We start from the raw sequence: 16,309 nt of genomic DNA on the forward strand, positions 1-16,309 counted from the left end.
AACAACCGGCTGCGCAATCCATCAGACCATGATTGGAAAGTTGCGGTTCTATAGTCAGGCAGCCCGCGCGCGTCAAGCCAAACCTTGGCCTTTCCCGCAATTCTGTCAAAAAGCTGCTGTTTTCTTCGCAATGCGGCAGGAGTATAGACCGCAGTGCAAGGGCGCAAGCGGTCCGGCAAGACAAGGCTCTCACCATGGCTCATCTGGGCAGACGGATTTTAGTTTCGGCATTCGCGGCGCTTCTGGCCTTGCCGGCTGGTGCGAGCGAAGTACAGCACCGCACGGAGTACAAGGTAGCCCTTGCCGGCCTGACGATCGCGCGGGCTGCCTTTCTCACCAAGATCGAAGACGATCACAGCTACAAAATCGACGGTGACATCAAATCGGCCGGGCTTGCCGATCTCGTCACCGATATCCTGGCAAAGACCAGCGTCACCGGGGTGGTACGCGACGACCGGCTGCAGGCGGCAAAATATGTCCTCTATTACAAGACCGGCAAAAAAGTTCGCACCTATGAGGTCAGCTACCGTAACGGCAATATCGTTTCGGCCACCACGACACCGGAGCCGCGCCGGCCGAAGGAATGGATTCCGGTAACACAGGGTGATATGCGCTCTGTGCTCGATCCGATTTCGGGGCTGATCTTCACCGGCGATACCGATGTCTGCTCGCAGAAGCTGCCGATCTTCGATGGCGAGACGCGCATGGACCTCGTGCTTTCACCGAAAGGCGACGAGGATTTCTCGACCGATGGGTTCAAAGGCAAGGCGACTGTCTGCGGCGTGCGCTTCATTCCGCGCTCCGGCTACAAGAAGGGCCGCAAGGATCTCGTCTACCTCAGCAAGAGTAACCGCATGGAAATCTGGTTTGCCAAGGCGGCGGCGGCAAATGTATATGCTCCGGTCTATGTCCGCATTCCCACGGAATACGGGACGGTGACGATCACGGCTGTGAAGTACAGCAGCGTGAATAGCTGACGGAGCCTTCGTAAGTCTCCGCGAGGGGGATGGGTGAAGCTTCGGGCAACGTTGATCGGTTTTACGGCCATTCTGATGTGGTCGTTCCTGGCGCTCTTTACGGCTGCCTCCGGCAAGATGCCGCCGTTCCAGCTTTCGGCCATCTGCTTTGCCATCGGTAGCATTCCCGGCATTCTCGTACTCATTCTCAACCCGTCGCGGATCGCGCTCCTGAAGCAGCCGGCAAAGGTCTGGATCACGGGCATTGCCGGCCTGTTCGGCTACCATTTCCTCTATTTCACAGCGCTCAGGAATGCGCCCGCCGTCGAGGCGGGATTGATTGCCTATCTCTGGCCGTTGCTGATCGTCGTCGGTTCGGCACTGCTGCCGGGCGAGAGGCTGCGCTGGTACCACATCGTCGGCGCTCTGGCCGGTCTGTGTGGCACCTTCATGATCGTCGGGCGCAACGGAATCGATTTCGACGGCGCCTATGCCGTCGGTTACGGGGCGGCCTTCCTCTGCGCCTTCACATGGTCGGGCTATTCGCTGCTGACGCGGCGTTTCGATGCCGTCTCCACCGATGTCGTTACTGGCTTCTGCCTTGCGACATCAGTGCTTTCGCTGCTCTGCCATCTGGGGCTTGAGACCACGGTCTGGCCGGAGACGAGCTTCGAATGGCTTGCGGTGGTTGGCCTCGGTCTCTTTCCGGTGGGAGCTGCCTTCTATGCCTGGGATCATGGGGTCAAGAACGGCGACATCCAGATCCTTGGTGCCGCAAGTTACGCCGCGCCGCTGCTTTCGACACTGATCCTGACTGTTTTCGGTATTGCCGAGCCGAGCTGGCGCATCGCGCTTGCCTGTCTGCTGATCACGGGCGGTGCAGTGCTTGCGGCACAAGAGATGTTCCGCCGCAAGCCACAGATGCAGCCGGTCGCGGCGGAGCAGGCCTAGATAATACCGGGCTTCCAGTCCGGCGGCGCCATCTCGAATTTGGAAAATTCAAAGCCGGGCGCCACCGTGCAGCCGACCAGCGTATAGTCGCCCAGGGTTTCGGCCGATTGCCACCAATTGGCAGGGATGATGGCCTGCGGCCGCTCACCGCCGGCAATATCCGTGCCGAGCTTCAGCGTCTCGCTGTGGCGGCCATCTCCCGAGCGATGCAGTGCGAGCGGCGCGCCGGCATAGTAATGCCAGACCTCTGCCGCATCATGGACACGGTGCCAGTGCGAGCGCTCTCCTCTTGCGAGCAGATAATAGATCGCCGTCGAATGGCCGCGTTCGCCGCCATTGATGTCGCGGAAGGTCTGTGCATACCAGCCGCCTTCGGGGTGCGGCTGCATGCTAAGCTCGCGGATGATCTCCTCGGTGGTGAGTTCTCTCCCGGCCATGTCCTAGAAATTATCCTTGCGCTTGCGGATTTCGGCGAAGACCTCTTCATTGGTCTTGCCTTCCATCAGCAGATTGCGGCGGACGGCGGGATCGGCCGCGCGCAGGAAGGGGTTGGTTTCCTTTTCGAGCGCCAGCGTCGTCGGAATGGTGAACTTACCATCGGCCCGCAGTGCCTCGATCTCCGCCGCGCGGCTCTTCAGGCGCTCATTGCCGGGATCGATCGTAACCGCAAAACGGGCGTTGGAGAGCGTATATTCGTGGCCGAAATAGACGGCGGTCTCATCCGGAAGAACGGCAAGCTTCTGCAGCGAATGCCACATGTCGGCGGCGGGGCGTTCAAACAGGCGGCCGCAGCCGAGCGCAAAGAGCGTATCAGCAGCAAAGAGGAGCTTGTCGTCGGCGAAGTGATAGCAGATGTGGCCGGCAGTATGGCCGGGCGTTTCGATGACGTTGACCGTATGATCGCCGAAGAGGAAGCTGTCGCCGTCGCCCACCGTCTTGTCGAGGCCGGGAATCGCCACCGCTTCGTTGACCGGGCCGATAATCTCCAGGCCGTACTGTTCCTTCAGCGCCAAGTTGCCTTCCACGTGGTCGATATGGTGATGGGTCGTGAAGATATGGGTAACGTTCCAGCCACGGCGGACAGCAGCAGCTTCCACGGCTGCTGCATCAGGCGCATCGATTGAGGCGGTCTGCCCGGTTTCCGGGTCATGGACGAGAACACCGAAATTGTCGCTGCGGCAGAGAAAAACTTCTAATTCCAAAGGTTTCATCGCTCAAATAGTCCCTTATCCCTCGTACTGACCGGGAATGTAGAGGTTCCGGCCTTGAAGTCCAACCGGTCACTGATAACATTTGTCTTAATGCACGCCGATATCGTCGACCTTCGCCAATTCTATCATTCCGAGCTTGGGCACATGGCCGAGCAGTCGATTGCCATGGCGCTGTCGTCGCTCTGGGTGCGCCTGCCGCAGGAGCGACTTGTGGGCATTGGTTATTCCGTGCCCTTCCTTGACCGGTTCCAGGCTGATACGGAACGCACCTTCGCATTCATGCCCGCTGGACAGGGGGCTGTGAACTGGCCTGTCGGTTCGCTTTCTTCCACCGCATTGATCTTCGACGAGGAATTGCCGCTGCCGGATTCTTCGATCGACCGGGTGCTGATGGTGCATTCTCTGGAATTTGCCGAGAGCCCACGCGAGACGTTGAAGGAGCTCTGGCGGGTGCTGGCGCCGGGCGGACGCCTCGTTATCGTCGTACCGAACCGCCGTGGTGTCTGGGCGCGCATGGAGCATACGCCTTTTGGTTCGGGCCGGCCCTATTCGCGCGGCCAGCTGACCCATCTGCTGCGCGAGACCAACTTCACGCCAGGCGCCACAGCCGAGGCGCTGTTCTTCCCGCCGTCGAAACTGCGTGCGGTGCTGCGCCTGCGTCGCGGCTTCGAGCGGATCGGCCGCACGCTCTGGCCGGCTTTTTCCGGCGTCATTATCGTCGAGGCGCAGAAGCGGCTTTACCAGGGCCTTCCTGTTGCCGCGCGTGCTTCACGCCGCGTTTTTGTACCGGTCCTTGCGCCGCATGGTGTGCCGACCACACGCAGCCGCTAAGCGCTGCAGCACTCGACAAAATCGCCATTCCGCTTTAATTGCACTCAAGTCTTTCGCTGGCTTTCCGGCAATTTCCAAGGTCGATCCATGAGTGTTGAGATGAGCAAGCCCGTTCCGCGTCCCGGTATTCTGGATATTGCAGCCTATGTGCCGGGCAAGGAACATGCACCGGGTGTGGCCCGCGTCTACAAGCTCTCCTCCAACGAGACGCCGCTCGGCGCGAGCCCCAAGGCGATCGAAGCATTCAAGGCGGCCGCAGGCAATCTCGAGCGATACCCGGACGGTCAAGCGCACGAGCTGCGCGAGGCGATCGCTTCAGTGCACGGCCTGAACCCGGCAAACATCCTGTGCGGCAACGGCTCCGACGAGCTGCTCGGCTTGCTCTGCCACGTCTATCTCGGCGCCGGCGACGAGGGCATCATCACCGAGCACGGATTCCTCGTTTATAAGATCCAGATCATGGGCGCGGGTGCGACGCCCGTCGTGGTCAAGGAAAAGAACCACACTGTCGATGTCGATGCGATCCTTGCTGCGGTGACAGACAAGACGAAGATCGTCTTCATCGCCAATCCCGGCAATCCGACCGGCACCTATATTCCCGTGAGCGAGATTCGCCGCCTGCAGGCTGGCCTGCCGAAGCACGTCATCCTCGTGCTCGATGCTGCCTATGCGGAATATGTTCGCCGCAACGACTATGAAGCCGGTATCGAGGTGGTCTCGTCTAACGCCAATGTCGTCATGACCCGTACCTTCTCGAAGGTCTATGGCCTTGCAGCGTTGCGTGTCGGCTGGATGTATGCGCCGGTCGACATCATCGACGCCCTGAACCGGGTACGCGGGCCGTTCAACATGAATGCTCCGGCAATTGCCGCGGGCGCTGCCGCCATCCGCGACCAGTCCTTCATTCAGGATGTTGTGTCTTTCAACCAGATGTGGATCGAGAAGCTGACGAGCGCATTCGAGGCCATCGGCCTGGAGGTTACGCCATCGGTTACCAACTTCGTTCTCATCCATTTCCCCGATGTCGACGGCAAGCGGGCGGCGGATGCCGATGAGTTCCTGACGAGCCGCGGCTATATCCTGCGCGCGGTGCGCGGCTACGGTTTTCCCAACTCGCTGCGGATGAGCGTCGGTCCAGAAGAGGCCAACCACGGCGTCATCGAGGCGCTTGGCGAATTCATGGGACGCAAGGCATGACAGCGCAGTTCAATCGCATCACCCTGATCGGTATCGGCCTGATTGGCTCTTCGCTTGCCCATGACATCAAGCGTCTGGGCCTTGCCAATGAAGTCGTCGTGGCTACACGCAGTGCCGAGACGCTGAAGCGTGCCGAGGAGCTGGAGCTCGGCGATCGCTATACGACCTCGTCGGCAGAGGCGGTAAAGGATGCCGATCTCGTTGTCGTGTCGGTGCCGGTCGGCGCCTCCGAAAGTGTCGCGAAAGAGATCGCCAGCAGCCTGAAACCCGGCGCGATCGTTACCGATGTAGGTTCCACCAAAGCGTCCGTGATCGCGCAGATGCAGCCGCACATGCCTGATCATGTGCATTTCATTGCCGGCCATCCGATCGCGGGCACGGAAAAGTCGGGCCCGGATGCAGGCTTCCCCGGCCTGTTTCAGGGACGCTGGTGCATCTTGACGCCGCTCGAAGGAACTGACGCGACAGCGCTGAAGACGTTGCGGAGCTTCTGGGAGGCACTCGGCTCCCGAGTCGACGAGATGGATGCCCAGCATCACGACAAGGTGCTTGCGATCGTCTCCCATCTGCCGCATCTCATAGCCTACAATATTGTGGGAACGGCTGACGATCTCGAGACGGTAACGGAATCGGAAGTTATCAAATATTCCGCCTCCGGCTTCCGCGATTTCACCCGTCTTGCCGCATCAGATCCGACGATGTGGCGCGACGTCTGCCTGCACAATCGTGACGCGATCCTTGAAATGTTGGCGCGTTTCTCGGAAGATCTCGCCTATCTGCAGCGAGCGATCCGCTGGGGCGAGGGTGACAAGATTTTCGAACTCTTCACCCGCACCCGTGCCATCCGACGCTCGATCGTCCAGGCAGGCCAGGATGTGGATGCGCCGGACTTCGGCCGCCCACATCCGCTGGAAAAGAAATAGTCTCATGGTGGAGATCGCGAAGCCGGGCCAGTCGGACAAGGAATGGCTGCTTCGCGAAGATCATCATGTCGGCGAGGCCTGGATTTCGCGCTGCATCGATCTCGGCGAATATCTGATCGCCCGTGAGCACGGCAAGATTGTCGGCTTCCTGCGCTTCTCACGCTTCTGGGGCAGGATTCCCTATATGGAAATGATCCGGGTGCTGGATGGCCTACGCCGGTCCGGCGTCGGCACGGCGCTGTTTCTCGCCTGGGAAACGGAGATGCGCGAGAGCGGCGCGCGTCTTTTGATGACATCAAGCGAGTGCGATGAAAGCCGTCCGCAGGACTGGCATCGCCGCAACGGCTTTTCTGAAACCGGGTCGATCGAACTGCCCGGCATCCAGACGGTGCCGGAAGTCTTCTTCCTTAAAAAACTCGATTAAACCGGCGGGATCTTGCCGAGCGGGATGAAGCCGCTCACTGTCGCATTGCCGTGATCGACGACCAGATCGACGGAAACCTTATCGCCGCCGCCGGCAAGCGCCTTCAACAGCTTGGTTGCGGTATCGACCGTCGAGGCGATATCGGGGAAGGCCTCCTTGATGCTCTTGCCCCAGGGGCCGAGTTGCTCGATCTCCAGCTTGAACTTGCCCGAGAGGAAGCCCTGTTCGTCGAAGGCGAAGGGGCCGGAAATGGTCATTACCTTGCCATCGCCGATATCGGCGACGATGCGGCGAAGCTCGCCCTGAGAGCCGTGGATGCCTTGTTCGTCGGTGCCGTCGATCATTCCGGCCTTGCCAACCAACGTCAGGTCGGCGCTGGCGGAGAATTTCGGGAAGACCTGCGGCCAGTCCTTGACGATCGCATTGGCGTTTTCGACCGAGATTGCGCCGTCAAGATCCGCTCCGTTCTGCCGCAGATGGATCTCGGCGCGGGCGGCATCGAAATTGACAGTCTGTCCGGTAAAGGAGGAGATGGCCACGGCCTTCAACCCGTCGATGACGGTCGAGGTGCGGTCGATGCCCTGCGCCTTGGTGACGAGGCTCGATTGCAGATTGTCCCATTGGGCATTGACGGTCAGGCCCTGCGCGGTGCGGATCTCGGCCGGGGAGTCGAGTTCCCAGACGATATGGCCGGGGGCATAGACCTGGGCGGCGGAGCGAAGCGCGCCGAAGGTGGCGGAGATGCCGTTCACATTATCGTCCACATCCACCTTGGAGCAGAAAAGTCCGATGCGGAAAGGAAAGCCGCGGAATTCTATATCGGAGCACTCGCCGCTTACGCCCACTTCGGCACGGGGAGCGATTGCGGTCAGAACGGTCTGTTTCAGCGCAGAGGCCGCATAGAGCCAGCCGCCTGTATAGAGTGCGATCACCAGAAGGATAGCGCCGCCCAGCAACCAGAATTTCCTGCCGCTGCTGTATTGGCCGCTGCCGGATTGGCTTGACGCTGCCATGATGTTCTCCAATGGTGAAAACGAAATCTGATTTTGATCTGGCGTGCGATATGGACGAATTTTGGGTATTTGGCTACGGCTCGTTGATGTGGAATCCGGGCTTCGAATTCGTCGAGCGGTCGCAGGCATTGGTTTATGGCTACCGACGCTCGCTCTGCGTCCGTTCTTTCGTGCATCGCGGCAGTCGCGAAAATCCCGGCCTTGTTCTCGGCCTCGACAGAGGCGGCGCCTGTCGAGGCATGGCTTTTCGCGTAGCGCCAGAGAAATGGGACGAGGTGGTCGATTATCTACGCGCCCGCGAACTCGTCACAAACGTCTATCTGGAACGGCATCTGCCGCTGCAGCTTCCGGATGGTCGCAATGCGCGGGCGGTCGCCTATGTGGTCGATCGCGCCCATGAGCAATATGCCGGCGCGCTGGATGCGTTTGCCGCCGCGCGGATCGTCAATGTCTCTGTCGGCCAGTCGGGGCCCAACGATGCCTACGTCTTCAATACGCTTGCGCATTTGAAGGAGATGGGCATTCGCGACCAGTGGCTGGAACAGGTGGTCGAGGAAGTCACGCGGCTGCGTGCGGCGGCTTAGATCCTTTCCCGGAAAGGATTTATCTCTTTGTTTTCATGCAATTCCGACGCAACCCGCTGCACGCTTTTGCTGGAATTGCTTCAAGCCATCGCGGCCTTTGCCTTGCGCAACTCGGCTAGCCGCTCTACCGCCGTCGGCGGCAGCGGCACATGCGGGTTGTGTTCGACCGTGTCGATCAGAAGCTGATCGCTGGCGCTTTCCGTCACGTCGATCAGATGGGCGAAGAAGGCGTCGGGATCCATGCCAGGCATGATGGGCGGCAGGATCTGTACCTTGAAATGACCGGGATAACGCATGGTGCTTCGGCGCGGCCAGAACAGGCCAGGGTGCATGACGATGGGTACGACCGGGAGCTTCAGATCGCGATACATGCGGGCGATGCCATATTTGTACATTGGCTCGGCACCCGGTGGGCGTCGCGTGCCCTCGGGGTAGATGATGAGCTGGCGGCCGGTGGCGAGCTCTTCCTTGGTGCGCTTCAGCACCTCCACCATCACCTTGCCGCGTGCGCCACGGTCGACCGGGATCATGCGCTGCCTCTTGGCATACCAGCCAAACAGCGGGATCCACATCAGCTCGCGCTTGAGGATATAGACCGGGTCCTTGAGGTTGGGCAGCAGCGCATAAGTGTCCCAGAAGGACTGATGCTTCGGCGCAATGATGTAGCTGCCGTCAGGCAGGTTCTCCAAGCCCTCGATCTCGAAGGTGGTGCCGACGATCACCCGCATCAGCCAGTGGTTCGAGCGCGCCCAGTTCTTGGGGACGTTGTAGGCGAGTTTGCGCGGCGCGATGAAGTAGAAGGGGGAGAGCACGATCATCCTGATGATGAGGTTGGCATAGAAGATCGTGTTGAACAGAACGGAACGCAGGGCGATCATGAAACTTTCCCGAGGCACGGTCACGTCGACCGGCCTACACGATATTGCCTGTCAGAAAAAGCGTCTGATTGCCGAAGTGCGTAAAAGCCTCAGTTCTGATCGGCCAGGCTGGCGGAGCGCAGGCCGGTATGGCGCAGGCCGAGAATGTTGCGCCCGCCTGCCAGCAGCACCTTGGCATACTCGGCCAGCATGACGCGCAAAGCATTCGGATCGGTGAACCAATCGCGTGTCTTCAGATCGGAATTGACGACGGGATAGGGAATGAACTCGATGTCGGGATCGACATAGGAGAGTTCGGCGAGGCTGCGCGGCATGTGGTAGTTGTTGGTGACGACGAGGATGCTCTTATAGCCTTTTGCATGAATCCAGTTCGAGGCTTCCTCAGCGTTGCCGATCGTATCGAGCGCATCATAGCCGATGTCGACACAGCAGGAAAAGAGATCGGCGGACCCTTGAGTCATCCTGCGGATCTGGGTCGGCGTGGTGGAGGGATGCGCACCAGAGATCAGCAGCCGCTTGCCGGCGCCTTTTTGCAGGAGTTCGACGGCTTGATCGATACGCTGGTAGCCGCCGGTCAGTACGATGATTGCATCGGCCCGCGGCTCGGCAGGAGGCTTCAGGGTCGTCACCGAATCTGCAAAGCGTAAAAAACCGCCGAAGATCAGCGCGGCGATTAACACGCAGGAAAAACCCAACCAGCGTAAGACGCGACGGATTGGGCCGCGCCGCGGCGAGACGTTCTCGGGGCTTTCAAGCTCCGGATCAGGGCGAATCGGATTGCGTGTCGTATGGCCCATCGTCATGAGTTGTGATTATACGCTGATTGCGGCGCGGAACAGACGCTTTCATGGCAAAACGGCATGGCTGCGATCAATTCACGATGCCGTCCGCACGCGTCGGATCGGAACGCAATATATCGATTTCATAGATCGTGCGCATGACGGTTAGCCGCGCCGTCAGCGTCGTCAGCAATGCGATCACGATCATCGTCGCGAAGATGCCGAGATAGCCGAGGGCGCCAACCGAAAAAGTGCCGAAAAGGGCCGTTGCCTGATCGGTCTGGGGCGTGGCGATCGTCTTGCTCTGCAAGAAGCCGGCGGCGGCGAAAAAGAGGGCGGCCAGTGCGCTGCCGATCGCCGAACCCTTGAGGCTGATTTTCAGGAAATGCTTCTGGAATTCCGTTGCGACGAACGAGCTCTCGGCGCCGACAAAATGCAACACTTCGACGATGTGGCGGTTGCCCGAGAGCACGCCACGCGTCGCAAAGACCACTGTCAGCACCATGGCGGCGAAAACGAGCAGCAGGATGCCGGTGCCGATCATGACCGTCGTACGGGCCATCGCAACCAGCCGGTCGACCCAGGTACGGTGGTCATCGAGGAAGGCCTGCGGAATGCTCTCCTTCAGAAGGTCCCGCATTGCCGCAAAGTCGGGTGGATGGCTCTCGTCAATGGTGACGATGACGAGGCGCGGCACGGGAAGTTCCTTGATGTCCAGGCCGCTGCCGAGCCATGGCTCCAGAAGGCGTGCGGTGGCGGCTTCGTCGACGATCTGACCACTCTTCGTGCCGACGAAGGTCAGCGCGATATCGCGGGCCTGGACGAGGGCCTTTTCCATGTCCAGATTGTCGTCCGGCTTGATCTGAATGGTGACTTCGCGGGAGATCTGGCTTTCCCAGCTCGCTGCCGTCGAGCGAACCATGCTGACGCCGCCGAGCGTCAGGCAGGCGAGGAAGGCCATGATGGCAATGACAACCATCAGCGCATTGCCCTGAATGTTTGATGGCGGCAGGATCGGCGCCGTGGGGCGCACGCGCATCTCTGGCCGCTTGGGCTGCTGGGCGGCGGCAGCGGCGGGCGCCTTTGCGCGGGTCCTGGTGGGCGTTTTAGTCATAAATATCGAGATGCCCTTCCGAGAGGATCATGCGGCGGGCTTCCACCTGGTCCATCAGCGAGAGATCGTGGGTGGCGATCACCACTGCGGTGCCCAGACGGTTGAGTTCCATGAAGAGGTTCAGAAGGCGTTTGGCCATCGGCGGATCGACATTGCCGGTAGGCTCGTCGGCGAGCAGCACTTCTGGCCGGTCCATCAGCGCACGGGCGATTGCAGCACGCTGTTTCTCGCCGCCTGAGAGCACCGGCGGCAGTACGTTGATGCGTTCGCCGAGCCCGACCCATTTCAAAAGTTCCAGCACATCGGTCTTGTAGGTGCTTTCATCCTTGCCGCGCACGCGAAGCGGCAGAGCCACATTTTCATAGGTCGTCAGATGGTCGAGGAGACGAAAATCCTGAAAGACGATGCCGACGCGGCGACGCAGCAGCGGCAGCTCCGGACGAGGGATTTCGGATATGTCGCGCCCGAACATGCGGATCAGGCCGCGGGTCGGCTGCAGCGACATGAAGAGCAGGCGCAGCAGCGTGGTCTTGCCGGCGCCGGACGGGCCAGTCAGAAACTGGAAGGACTTTTTCGGGATGTCGAAAGTCAGGTCCCGGAGAATTTCCGGGCCCATGCCATATCGCAAACCGACATTCTCGAAGTGGATCAACGGGGTAGCTCAGTCTTTCGTGGTTTCACCGCATGACTTGTTAACCAACACCGTTAACAGCGGGTAAATTTTGCCGGAAAGACGCCCGTTTGATGGCGATCTTTGCGAAGCATTAACCATTGAAATTTACGACTGGGCTGGATTCGTTTCAATGCCAAGATTGTCTTGGGCAGCGAAACCATGTGGACATCCGAGAGGTCGCCACCATGGAAGCATCCTCCTTCAGACGACCGGCCGCCGGCCGGGCCTATGATTTTCTGCCGCCGGAGCGGGTTATCCGCCAACCCCGGCGCGTGCCGCGCAGGGATGACGTAGCCGATGCCGAATTCGTGGTCGTCGGCAAGGCGCGGCCGCAAGGTGCATCTGCCAGTGCCCGCGACGCGACCCAAAACGACAGTCGTCGTCGTAGCGTTCCGCCCAAGACGCAGCCTCCGGTCTGGCTTGCCACCGCTGCCGCGGTCTTGCGTGGCATGGAGGTCTGGCTGCAACAGGCGTCGCTTCGGTGCTTTGCGGCACTGGTGATCTCGCTCTTCGTGCTGATCTTCGGGCTTGCCGGCGGATTTTCCGGACTTTCGAAGAGTGGGGCGTCGCCGGCTACCACGCTCCATTTCTCGCATGTGACGATTACCCCGCGTGACGCTAATGGCATGCGCATCCTGCTGATCAACGGCATCATCGAGAACGAAAGCGGCGTGACACAACAGGTCAAGCCGATCCGCGCCGATCTTGTCGCCGACGAGCGATTGACCGCCAGCATCGTCATCGCGCCGCCGACGGATGCCATTTATGCCGGCCAGAGCCGCGGCTTTTCAGCCCGCGTGCAGCATGCCGGCGGCAAGGTGCCGGAGGTCCGGCTTTCGTTCATGCCTTGAGCGCCGAGACGCGTTTTTGGATTGATCGATGGGAAAAACCTGTCTCCTCGGGGTGTTTCGCCGGAATTAATGTGCTAACGGCTTACCCTTCATTTTACGGAGCAAGCCCTTATGCCTGTCGTGCGCGGAAAAAACATCGAGCCGCTCTTCACTGCCGAGCAGATCGCCGAGCGCAATCATTCCATGGCGCAGGATATCGCCGCCGGCCCGACGAAGGACCTGCTGGTCATCGCCGTGCTCAAGGGCTCCTTCATTTTTGCGGCCGACCTGCTGCGCGCTTTGCATGATACCGGCCTTGCTCCCGAGGTCGAATTCATCACGCTCTCGAGCTATGGCGCGGGCACGGTTTCGCAGGGCGTGCGCATCGTCAAGGATATCGATAGCGACGTGAAGGACCGTGATGTCCTGCTGATCGACGACATTCTCGAATCCGGCCGTACGCTGCGGTTTGCCAAGGAATTGCTTTATGAGCGCGGCGCGCGCAACGTGACGATCGCCGTACTGCTCGACAAGCGGGTCAAGCGCAAGGAAGAGCTGGAAGCGGACTATGTTGGCTTCGAATGCCCCGACTATTTCGTCGTCGGCTACGGCATGGACGTCGCCTATGCTTTCCGCGAGCTGCCCTTCGTCGGCGTGGTTACCGGTGACGCGTAAGGCGGCCTGCTTCAAGACGGCTTGTTAACCATTCCGTCGATCCGCCTGGCGTGTTTACCGATCGCAAAGGAACGGCGTGCGATCTCCGTCGCGGGGCATGACGACGGAGCAATGCACAGATGGCAAAAATTCTGATCACGGAAGACGAGGATTCCCTTCGTACTTTCGTAGCCCGGGCACTACGCCTTGACGGTCATGAGACCGATGAAGCCTCCGATGGGGCGGAAGGGCTGGAAAAGCTGAAGGGCGGCAGCTACGACCTGCTGCTTTCAGATATCCGTATGCCGGTCATGGACGGCATCGAACTGGCGCATCAGGCCAAGGACGCCTTTCCGGCGCTGAAAATCCTGCTGATGACGGGCTATGCCGAACAGCGCGAACGGGCCGACGACCTCGCCGAAAAGATCATCGATGTCGTGCCGAAGCCGTTCGCCTTGCCAGACATCCGCAAGGCCGTGGCACGGGCGCTAGTGGCTTGACGTTTATGGCCCGGGCGTGCCTCCAAGGCACGCCAAAAGCCTCATCCTCCCAGCATCACTGAATATCTAGCAGCCGTTCGAGATATTGTCGCTCGATCGCCTGGGTCGGATTGTTGCCGAGCTTTTCGCGGATAGCGTCCAGAATCTCTCGGGCGCGCTGAACGTCGATCTCGTCGGGTATCTTCACATCGTTGTTCATGTCCGGCCCGAGGTCGGTCTGGCGCGGGCGGCCGAGCGGATCGCGGCCGTTCTGGTTGCCCTGGCCGAGCTGGCCGTTCGGGCCCTGCTGTCCTTGTTGACCCTGCTGGGCCTGCATCATCTGGCTCATCATGTCACGTGCGCCCTGTCGCAAGGCTTCGAGAGCCCGGCCCTGGCCTTCCACTGCGCTGCTGCCGTTGCCCTGGCCGAGATCACGGCCGGCACCTTCCATCTCGCGCTGTGCCTGACCGAAGCCTTCGCCCGGCTTCATACCCATATCGCCAAGGCTCTTCTGCAGTTCCTGCAACTGCTTGCCGAGTGCATCCTGCTGGCCACGGAGCTGCTTTAACGCTTCGCGCAGTTGCTCGGCCGTCATCTGGTCGCCGGGCTGTTGGCCTTGCTGCTCCTGCTGGCCCTGCTGTTGTTGTTGCTGGCCTTCTTCGCCCGGCATCATGTCGTCCATGTTGGGATCGCCGCGCTGCATGCGGTCGCGAAGCTGCTGGTCGAGGCGGAAAGTCTCGTCCATCAGCTTCTGCTGGTCGCGCAGGATCTGGCCAAGCTTGTTCATCTGCTGCGTCAGCTGGCTGTTTTCCTGCTGCTGGCCGCGCTGCGGACGGGCCGTCTGCAGGTTGTTCATCAGCCGCTGCAGGTCGGAGAGCATCTGCTGGGCGGCATCGCGATTGCCGGAGCGTGCCAGGTTTTCGATCTGGTCCATCATGCGCTGCAGATCCTGCTGGCGCAGGAAATTCTGGGCATTCTGGTTCGGCTGCATCGGCATGTTCTGCAGGCGCTGGGCGAGCTCGTTCATATAATCCTGCATCGCCTTGCGCAGCTCATCCATCAGTTTCTTGATTTCGGCATCAGGAGCATTGCGGTTCAGCGCATCGGCAAGGTTCTGCTGGGCGTCGCGCAGTCGCCGTTCGGCCAGCGAAAGATCACCTTCCTCGATGCCGAGGGCGATGTCCCAGAGATATTGGGCTGTATCCTTGAGCTGCTCATCACCCTTGGCGAGCTTCATGCGGGTCAGCGCGGACTCGATCAGCAGGTAATGGGTGGTGTTCGGGATCGTCTCCTCGGGCCGGATCGTCAGGGCTTCGTTGAGCGCGATCGCCTCGGGCATCTTGCGGGTATCGAGAGCGAAGGTCTGGCGCTCTTCGGCGACAGCCGCAGCCAGCGGCTCGCTGAACGGACGCGACGGCATGATCATCTCATAGGGCGGGCTGCGGCCCGTTTGCCCGGCAGCATCCTTGGCGACGAGGGTGATGCGCACGCGTTTGCCGGCCAGCGGATGTTCGGTCAGGTTCTTGCTCGTCAGGCCCTTGCCGTCACGCGCGTTGCGGCGGGGAATGTCCAGCCGGAATTCCGGCAGCGGGTAGAGCGGTGTTGCGGCCGGATCGGATTCGACCGGCACGATCTCGGCATGAGCCTCCTGCACGCCGTAATCGTCCTTCACCGTGAAGCCGATTTCCAGCGCGCCGTTGACGGCGCGGCGCGGCATGCCGTCGAAGGCGATTTCCGGCGCCTTGTCGGGCAGCACGTCGAAATTCCAGGTGCGGCCGTTTGCCTGCAGTGCGCCATTCTCCTCGAGCTTCATGATGTGCGTCTGCGCCATCAACTGAGGTGCGACTGGAGCGCCCGAAACCTGTTGGGCATCGGCATTTGTGGCTGGCTGCTGCGGCCGGGTGTCTTCCTGAACAGCGATTTCCTGGCTTTCGCCATTGGCCTTCCTGAAGAGCACCTTCTCGGCCGATTGGCCGCCGCTGACGCGCACCGTCAGGCTGGAAAACTGCGGAACACCGATCGGCGCCTGTTCACTGCCATCGGCCGTCAGATAGATCGGCGCGCGGCCGGTATAGGAGGGCGGGGTCACCCATGCGTCGACACGCACGGCCGGATTGCTCGTAACCTGTGCAGGTGCAGGCTGAAATGCATCGGCGACAGAGCCGCCGTTGATGGACAGCGAATAACCGAAGGCGGTGACAACAAGCAGCGCTGGAATTGCACGCAACGCGAAGCGGTCGTGCCGGGCGATATCGGGTCGCGGCAGGCCGGCGTCCAATGTCGCGATCTTCCGCGCCATGCGCGTCTGGTGTTCACGCCACAAGGCGCGGGAGAAAGGCGTATCGAAGGCGGGCTCATCCTCCTGCACCATAACCGGCTGATGCGGCAGGCCGTTACGCTCTTCCAGCATGCGGTCGGCATCGACAACCTGTGGCCAGCGAAGATTACGGAACGGCAGCAGGGAAACAAGGAAGCCAGCGGCAAAGGTGATCAGCAGGAGGATTCGCAGCCAGTCCGGTACAAAGCGGAAGAAGCCGAACCAGGAGACCGAGAGATAAATCGCGATGACAGAAAGGGCGGGCACCAGCAACGGAAGGACCTGCTCGGCAAAAAGCACGATCCGGGCCAGGAAACGCTTTGCCGCCACCAGCCGCGCAAGAGAGGGTTGAAGCGCGAATGCGCCTTTCTTCTGCCTTGCGGGGCTTGTCATCAATCCGGTCTCCGCGATCTGGTGTTCAGGGAACAGAGGGCGCTTCCGGCGATTGCTGGGCAATACGCTCACGAAAGAAAAGGATAACACTCTTTGTGGCGA

General features: G+C 60.6%; 18 protein-coding genes. 10 read left to right on the top strand and 8 right to left on the bottom strand.

All coding sequences use genetic code 11. From position 1 onward, the window contains the following. Positions 1 to 194: 194 nt before the first annotated feature. A complete protein-coding gene (locus ACR9ZQ_RS27670) occupies positions 195 to 977 on the top strand; it encodes a DUF3108 domain-containing protein (RefSeq protein ID WP_113319706.1) in 783 nt (260 codons plus the stop codon). A gap of 33 nt (positions 978 to 1,010) precedes the next feature. Further along, on the top strand, positions 1,011 to 1,907 hold the full coding sequence (yddG, locus tag ACR9ZQ_RS27675) for an aromatic amino acid exporter YddG (protein ID WP_310384871.1): 897 nt from the start codon (positions 1,011 to 1,013) through the stop codon (positions 1,905 to 1,907). On the opposite strand, the gene ACR9ZQ_RS27680 is transcribed toward yddG, so the two are convergent. Together ACR9ZQ_RS27680 and gloB are read right to left on the bottom strand one after the other, a co-directional pair. Continuing rightward, complete coding sequence (locus ACR9ZQ_RS27680) at positions 1,904 to 2,344, bottom strand: cupin domain-containing protein (protein ID WP_007822202.1); 441 nt, start codon at positions 2,342 to 2,344, stop codon at positions 1,904 to 1,906. The genes yddG and ACR9ZQ_RS27680 overlap by 4 nt on opposite strands. A gap of 3 nt (positions 2,345 to 2,347) precedes the next feature. After that, positions 2,348 to 3,118 carry a hydroxyacylglutathione hydrolase gene (gene gloB, locus ACR9ZQ_RS27685; RefSeq protein WP_310384868.1) on the bottom strand — a complete coding sequence of 257 codons (771 nt, stop codon included), beginning with the start codon at positions 3,116 to 3,118 and terminating at the stop codon, positions 2,348 to 2,350. Between the two features lie 54 nt (positions 3,119 to 3,172). On the opposite strand from gloB, the gene ACR9ZQ_RS27690 reads away from it, so the two are divergent. The 4 genes from ACR9ZQ_RS27690 to ACR9ZQ_RS27705 all read left to right on the top strand — a co-directional run bounded on the left by ACR9ZQ_RS27690 (position 3,173) and on the right by ACR9ZQ_RS27705 (position 6,493). Beyond that, positions 3,173 to 3,949 carry a class I SAM-dependent methyltransferase gene (locus ACR9ZQ_RS27690; protein WP_113319703.1) on the top strand — a complete coding sequence of 259 codons (777 nt, stop codon included), beginning with the start codon at positions 3,173 to 3,175 and terminating at the stop codon, positions 3,947 to 3,949. 99 nt (positions 3,950 to 4,048) lie between these two features. Continuing rightward, a complete protein-coding gene (gene hisC / locus ACR9ZQ_RS27695) occupies positions 4,049 to 5,146 on the top strand; it encodes a histidinol-phosphate transaminase (protein ID WP_481429094.1) in 1,098 nt (365 codons plus the stop codon). Continuing rightward, a complete protein-coding gene (locus tag ACR9ZQ_RS27700; protein ID WP_310385462.1) occupies positions 5,125 to 6,069 on the top strand; it encodes a prephenate/arogenate dehydrogenase family protein in 945 nt (314 codons plus the stop codon). Before hisC ends, ACR9ZQ_RS27700 begins: the two co-directional genes overlap by 22 nt. 4 nt (positions 6,070 to 6,073) lie before the next feature. Then, positions 6,074 to 6,493 (top strand): GNAT family N-acetyltransferase, encoded by a 420-nt coding sequence (locus ACR9ZQ_RS27705; protein WP_481429095.1) that lies wholly within the window; start codon positions 6,074 to 6,076, stop codon positions 6,491 to 6,493. Here the strand turns inward: ACR9ZQ_RS27705 and ACR9ZQ_RS27710 are convergent. Continuing rightward, on the bottom strand, positions 6,490 to 7,506 hold the full coding sequence (locus ACR9ZQ_RS27710) for a DUF2125 domain-containing protein (protein WP_310384862.1): 1,017 nt from the start codon (positions 7,504 to 7,506) through the stop codon (positions 6,490 to 6,492). The genes ACR9ZQ_RS27705 and ACR9ZQ_RS27710 overlap by 4 nt on opposite strands. A 50-nt stretch (positions 7,507 to 7,556) precedes the next feature. On the opposite strand from ACR9ZQ_RS27710, the gene ACR9ZQ_RS27715 reads away from it, so the two are divergent. Beyond that, complete coding sequence (locus tag ACR9ZQ_RS27715; protein ID WP_310384860.1) at positions 7,557 to 8,090, top strand: gamma-glutamylcyclotransferase; 534 nt, start codon at positions 7,557 to 7,559, stop codon at positions 8,088 to 8,090. 80 nt (positions 8,091 to 8,170) lie between these two features. Here the strand turns inward: ACR9ZQ_RS27715 and ACR9ZQ_RS27720 are convergent, their stop codons facing one another. The 4 genes from ACR9ZQ_RS27720 to ftsE all read right to left on the bottom strand — a co-directional run bounded on the left by ACR9ZQ_RS27720 (position 8,171) and on the right by ftsE (position 11,513). Further along, positions 8,171 to 8,968, bottom strand: coding sequence for a lysophospholipid acyltransferase family protein (locus tag ACR9ZQ_RS27720; RefSeq protein WP_310384858.1), 798 nt, complete (start codon positions 8,966 to 8,968; stop codon positions 8,171 to 8,173). A gap of 89 nt (positions 8,969 to 9,057) precedes the next feature. After that, positions 9,058 to 9,771, bottom strand: coding sequence for a YdcF family protein (locus ACR9ZQ_RS27725; protein ID WP_310384855.1), 714 nt, complete (start codon positions 9,769 to 9,771; stop codon positions 9,058 to 9,060). A gap of 67 nt (positions 9,772 to 9,838) precedes the next feature. Beyond that, positions 9,839 to 10,786 carry a cell division protein FtsX gene (locus ACR9ZQ_RS27730; protein WP_481429363.1) on the bottom strand — a complete coding sequence of 316 codons (948 nt, stop codon included), beginning with the start codon at positions 10,784 to 10,786 and terminating at the stop codon, positions 9,839 to 9,841. Positions 10,787 to 10,853: 67 nt separating this feature from the next. Next, positions 10,854 to 11,513, bottom strand: a complete 660-nt coding sequence (gene ftsE, locus ACR9ZQ_RS27735; protein WP_007825071.1) for a cell division ATP-binding protein FtsE — start codon at positions 11,511 to 11,513, stop codon at positions 10,854 to 10,856. Positions 11,514 to 11,719: 206 nt separating this feature from the next. Between ftsE and ACR9ZQ_RS27740 the strand changes: the two genes are divergently transcribed. The 3 genes from ACR9ZQ_RS27740 (at position 11,720) to ACR9ZQ_RS27750 (ending at position 13,518) form a co-directional block, all read left to right on the top strand. Next, the gene (locus tag ACR9ZQ_RS27740; protein ID WP_481429096.1) at positions 11,720 to 12,385 is read left to right on the top strand and encodes a hypothetical protein; all 666 of its coding nucleotides are present in this window, start codon (positions 11,720 to 11,722) and stop codon (positions 12,383 to 12,385) included. A gap of 111 nt (positions 12,386 to 12,496) precedes the next feature. Further along, positions 12,497 to 13,039, top strand: coding sequence for a hypoxanthine phosphoribosyltransferase (gene hpt / locus ACR9ZQ_RS27745; protein ID WP_007825075.1), 543 nt, complete (start codon positions 12,497 to 12,499; stop codon positions 13,037 to 13,039). A 119-nt stretch (positions 13,040 to 13,158) separates the two neighbouring features. Then, on the top strand, positions 13,159 to 13,518 hold the full coding sequence (locus ACR9ZQ_RS27750) for a response regulator (protein WP_310384849.1): 360 nt from the start codon (positions 13,159 to 13,161) through the stop codon (positions 13,516 to 13,518). 55 nt (positions 13,519 to 13,573) lie between these two features. On the opposite strand, the gene ACR9ZQ_RS27755 is transcribed toward ACR9ZQ_RS27750, so the two are convergent. Continuing rightward, on the bottom strand, positions 13,574 to 16,207 hold the full coding sequence (locus tag ACR9ZQ_RS27755) for a TIGR02302 family protein (protein WP_481429097.1): 2,634 nt from the start codon (positions 16,205 to 16,207) through the stop codon (positions 13,574 to 13,576). Positions 16,208 to 16,309 lie beyond the last annotated feature (102 nt).

It is taken from the genome of Rhizobium sp. KNZ14-9A (assembly GCF_056755015.1).

Excerpts from the sequence above, each read along its gene's own strand:
- ACR9ZQ_RS27710 (WP_310384862.1), bottom strand. The coding sequence starts at position 7,506 with ATGGCAGCGTCAAGCCAATCCGGCAGCGGCCAATACAGCAGCGGCAGG.
- ACR9ZQ_RS27740 (WP_481429096.1), top strand. The coding sequence starts at position 11,720 with ATGGAAGCATCCTCCTTCAGACGACCGGCCGCCGGCCGGGCCTATGAT.
- hpt (WP_007825075.1), top strand. The coding sequence starts at position 12,497 with ATGCCTGTCGTGCGCGGAAAAAACATCGAGCCGCTCTTCACTGCCGAG.
- ACR9ZQ_RS27670 (WP_113319706.1), top strand. The coding sequence starts at position 195 with ATGGCTCATCTGGGCAGACGGATTTTAGTTTCGGCATTCGCGGCGCTT.
- ACR9ZQ_RS27720 (WP_310384858.1), bottom strand. The coding sequence starts at position 8,968 with ATGATCGCCCTGCGTTCCGTTCTGTTCAACACGATCTTCTATGCCAAC.
- ACR9ZQ_RS27750 (WP_310384849.1), top strand. The coding sequence starts at position 13,159 with ATGGCAAAAATTCTGATCACGGAAGACGAGGATTCCCTTCGTACTTTC.
- ACR9ZQ_RS27730 (WP_481429363.1), bottom strand. The coding sequence starts at position 10,786 with ATGCGCGTGCGCCCCACGGCGCCGATCCTGCCGCCATCAAACATTCAG.
- ACR9ZQ_RS27725 (WP_310384855.1), bottom strand. The coding sequence starts at position 9,771 with ATGACGATGGGCCATACGACACGCAATCCGATTCGCCCTGATCCGGAG.
- ACR9ZQ_RS27715 (WP_310384860.1), top strand. The coding sequence starts at position 7,557 with ATGGACGAATTTTGGGTATTTGGCTACGGCTCGTTGATGTGGAATCCG.
- ACR9ZQ_RS27680 (WP_007822202.1), bottom strand. The coding sequence starts at position 2,344 with ATGGCCGGGAGAGAACTCACCACCGAGGAGATCATCCGCGAGCTTAGC.
- gloB (WP_310384868.1), bottom strand. The coding sequence starts at position 3,118 with ATGAAACCTTTGGAATTAGAAGTTTTTCTCTGCCGCAGCGACAATTTC.
- ACR9ZQ_RS27705 (WP_481429095.1), top strand. The coding sequence starts at position 6,074 with ATGGTGGAGATCGCGAAGCCGGGCCAGTCGGACAAGGAATGGCTGCTT.
- hisC (WP_481429094.1), top strand. The coding sequence starts at position 4,049 with ATGAGCAAGCCCGTTCCGCGTCCCGGTATTCTGGATATTGCAGCCTAT.
- ACR9ZQ_RS27755 (WP_481429097.1), bottom strand. The coding sequence starts at position 16,207 with ATGACAAGCCCCGCAAGGCAGAAGAAAGGCGCATTCGCGCTTCAACCC.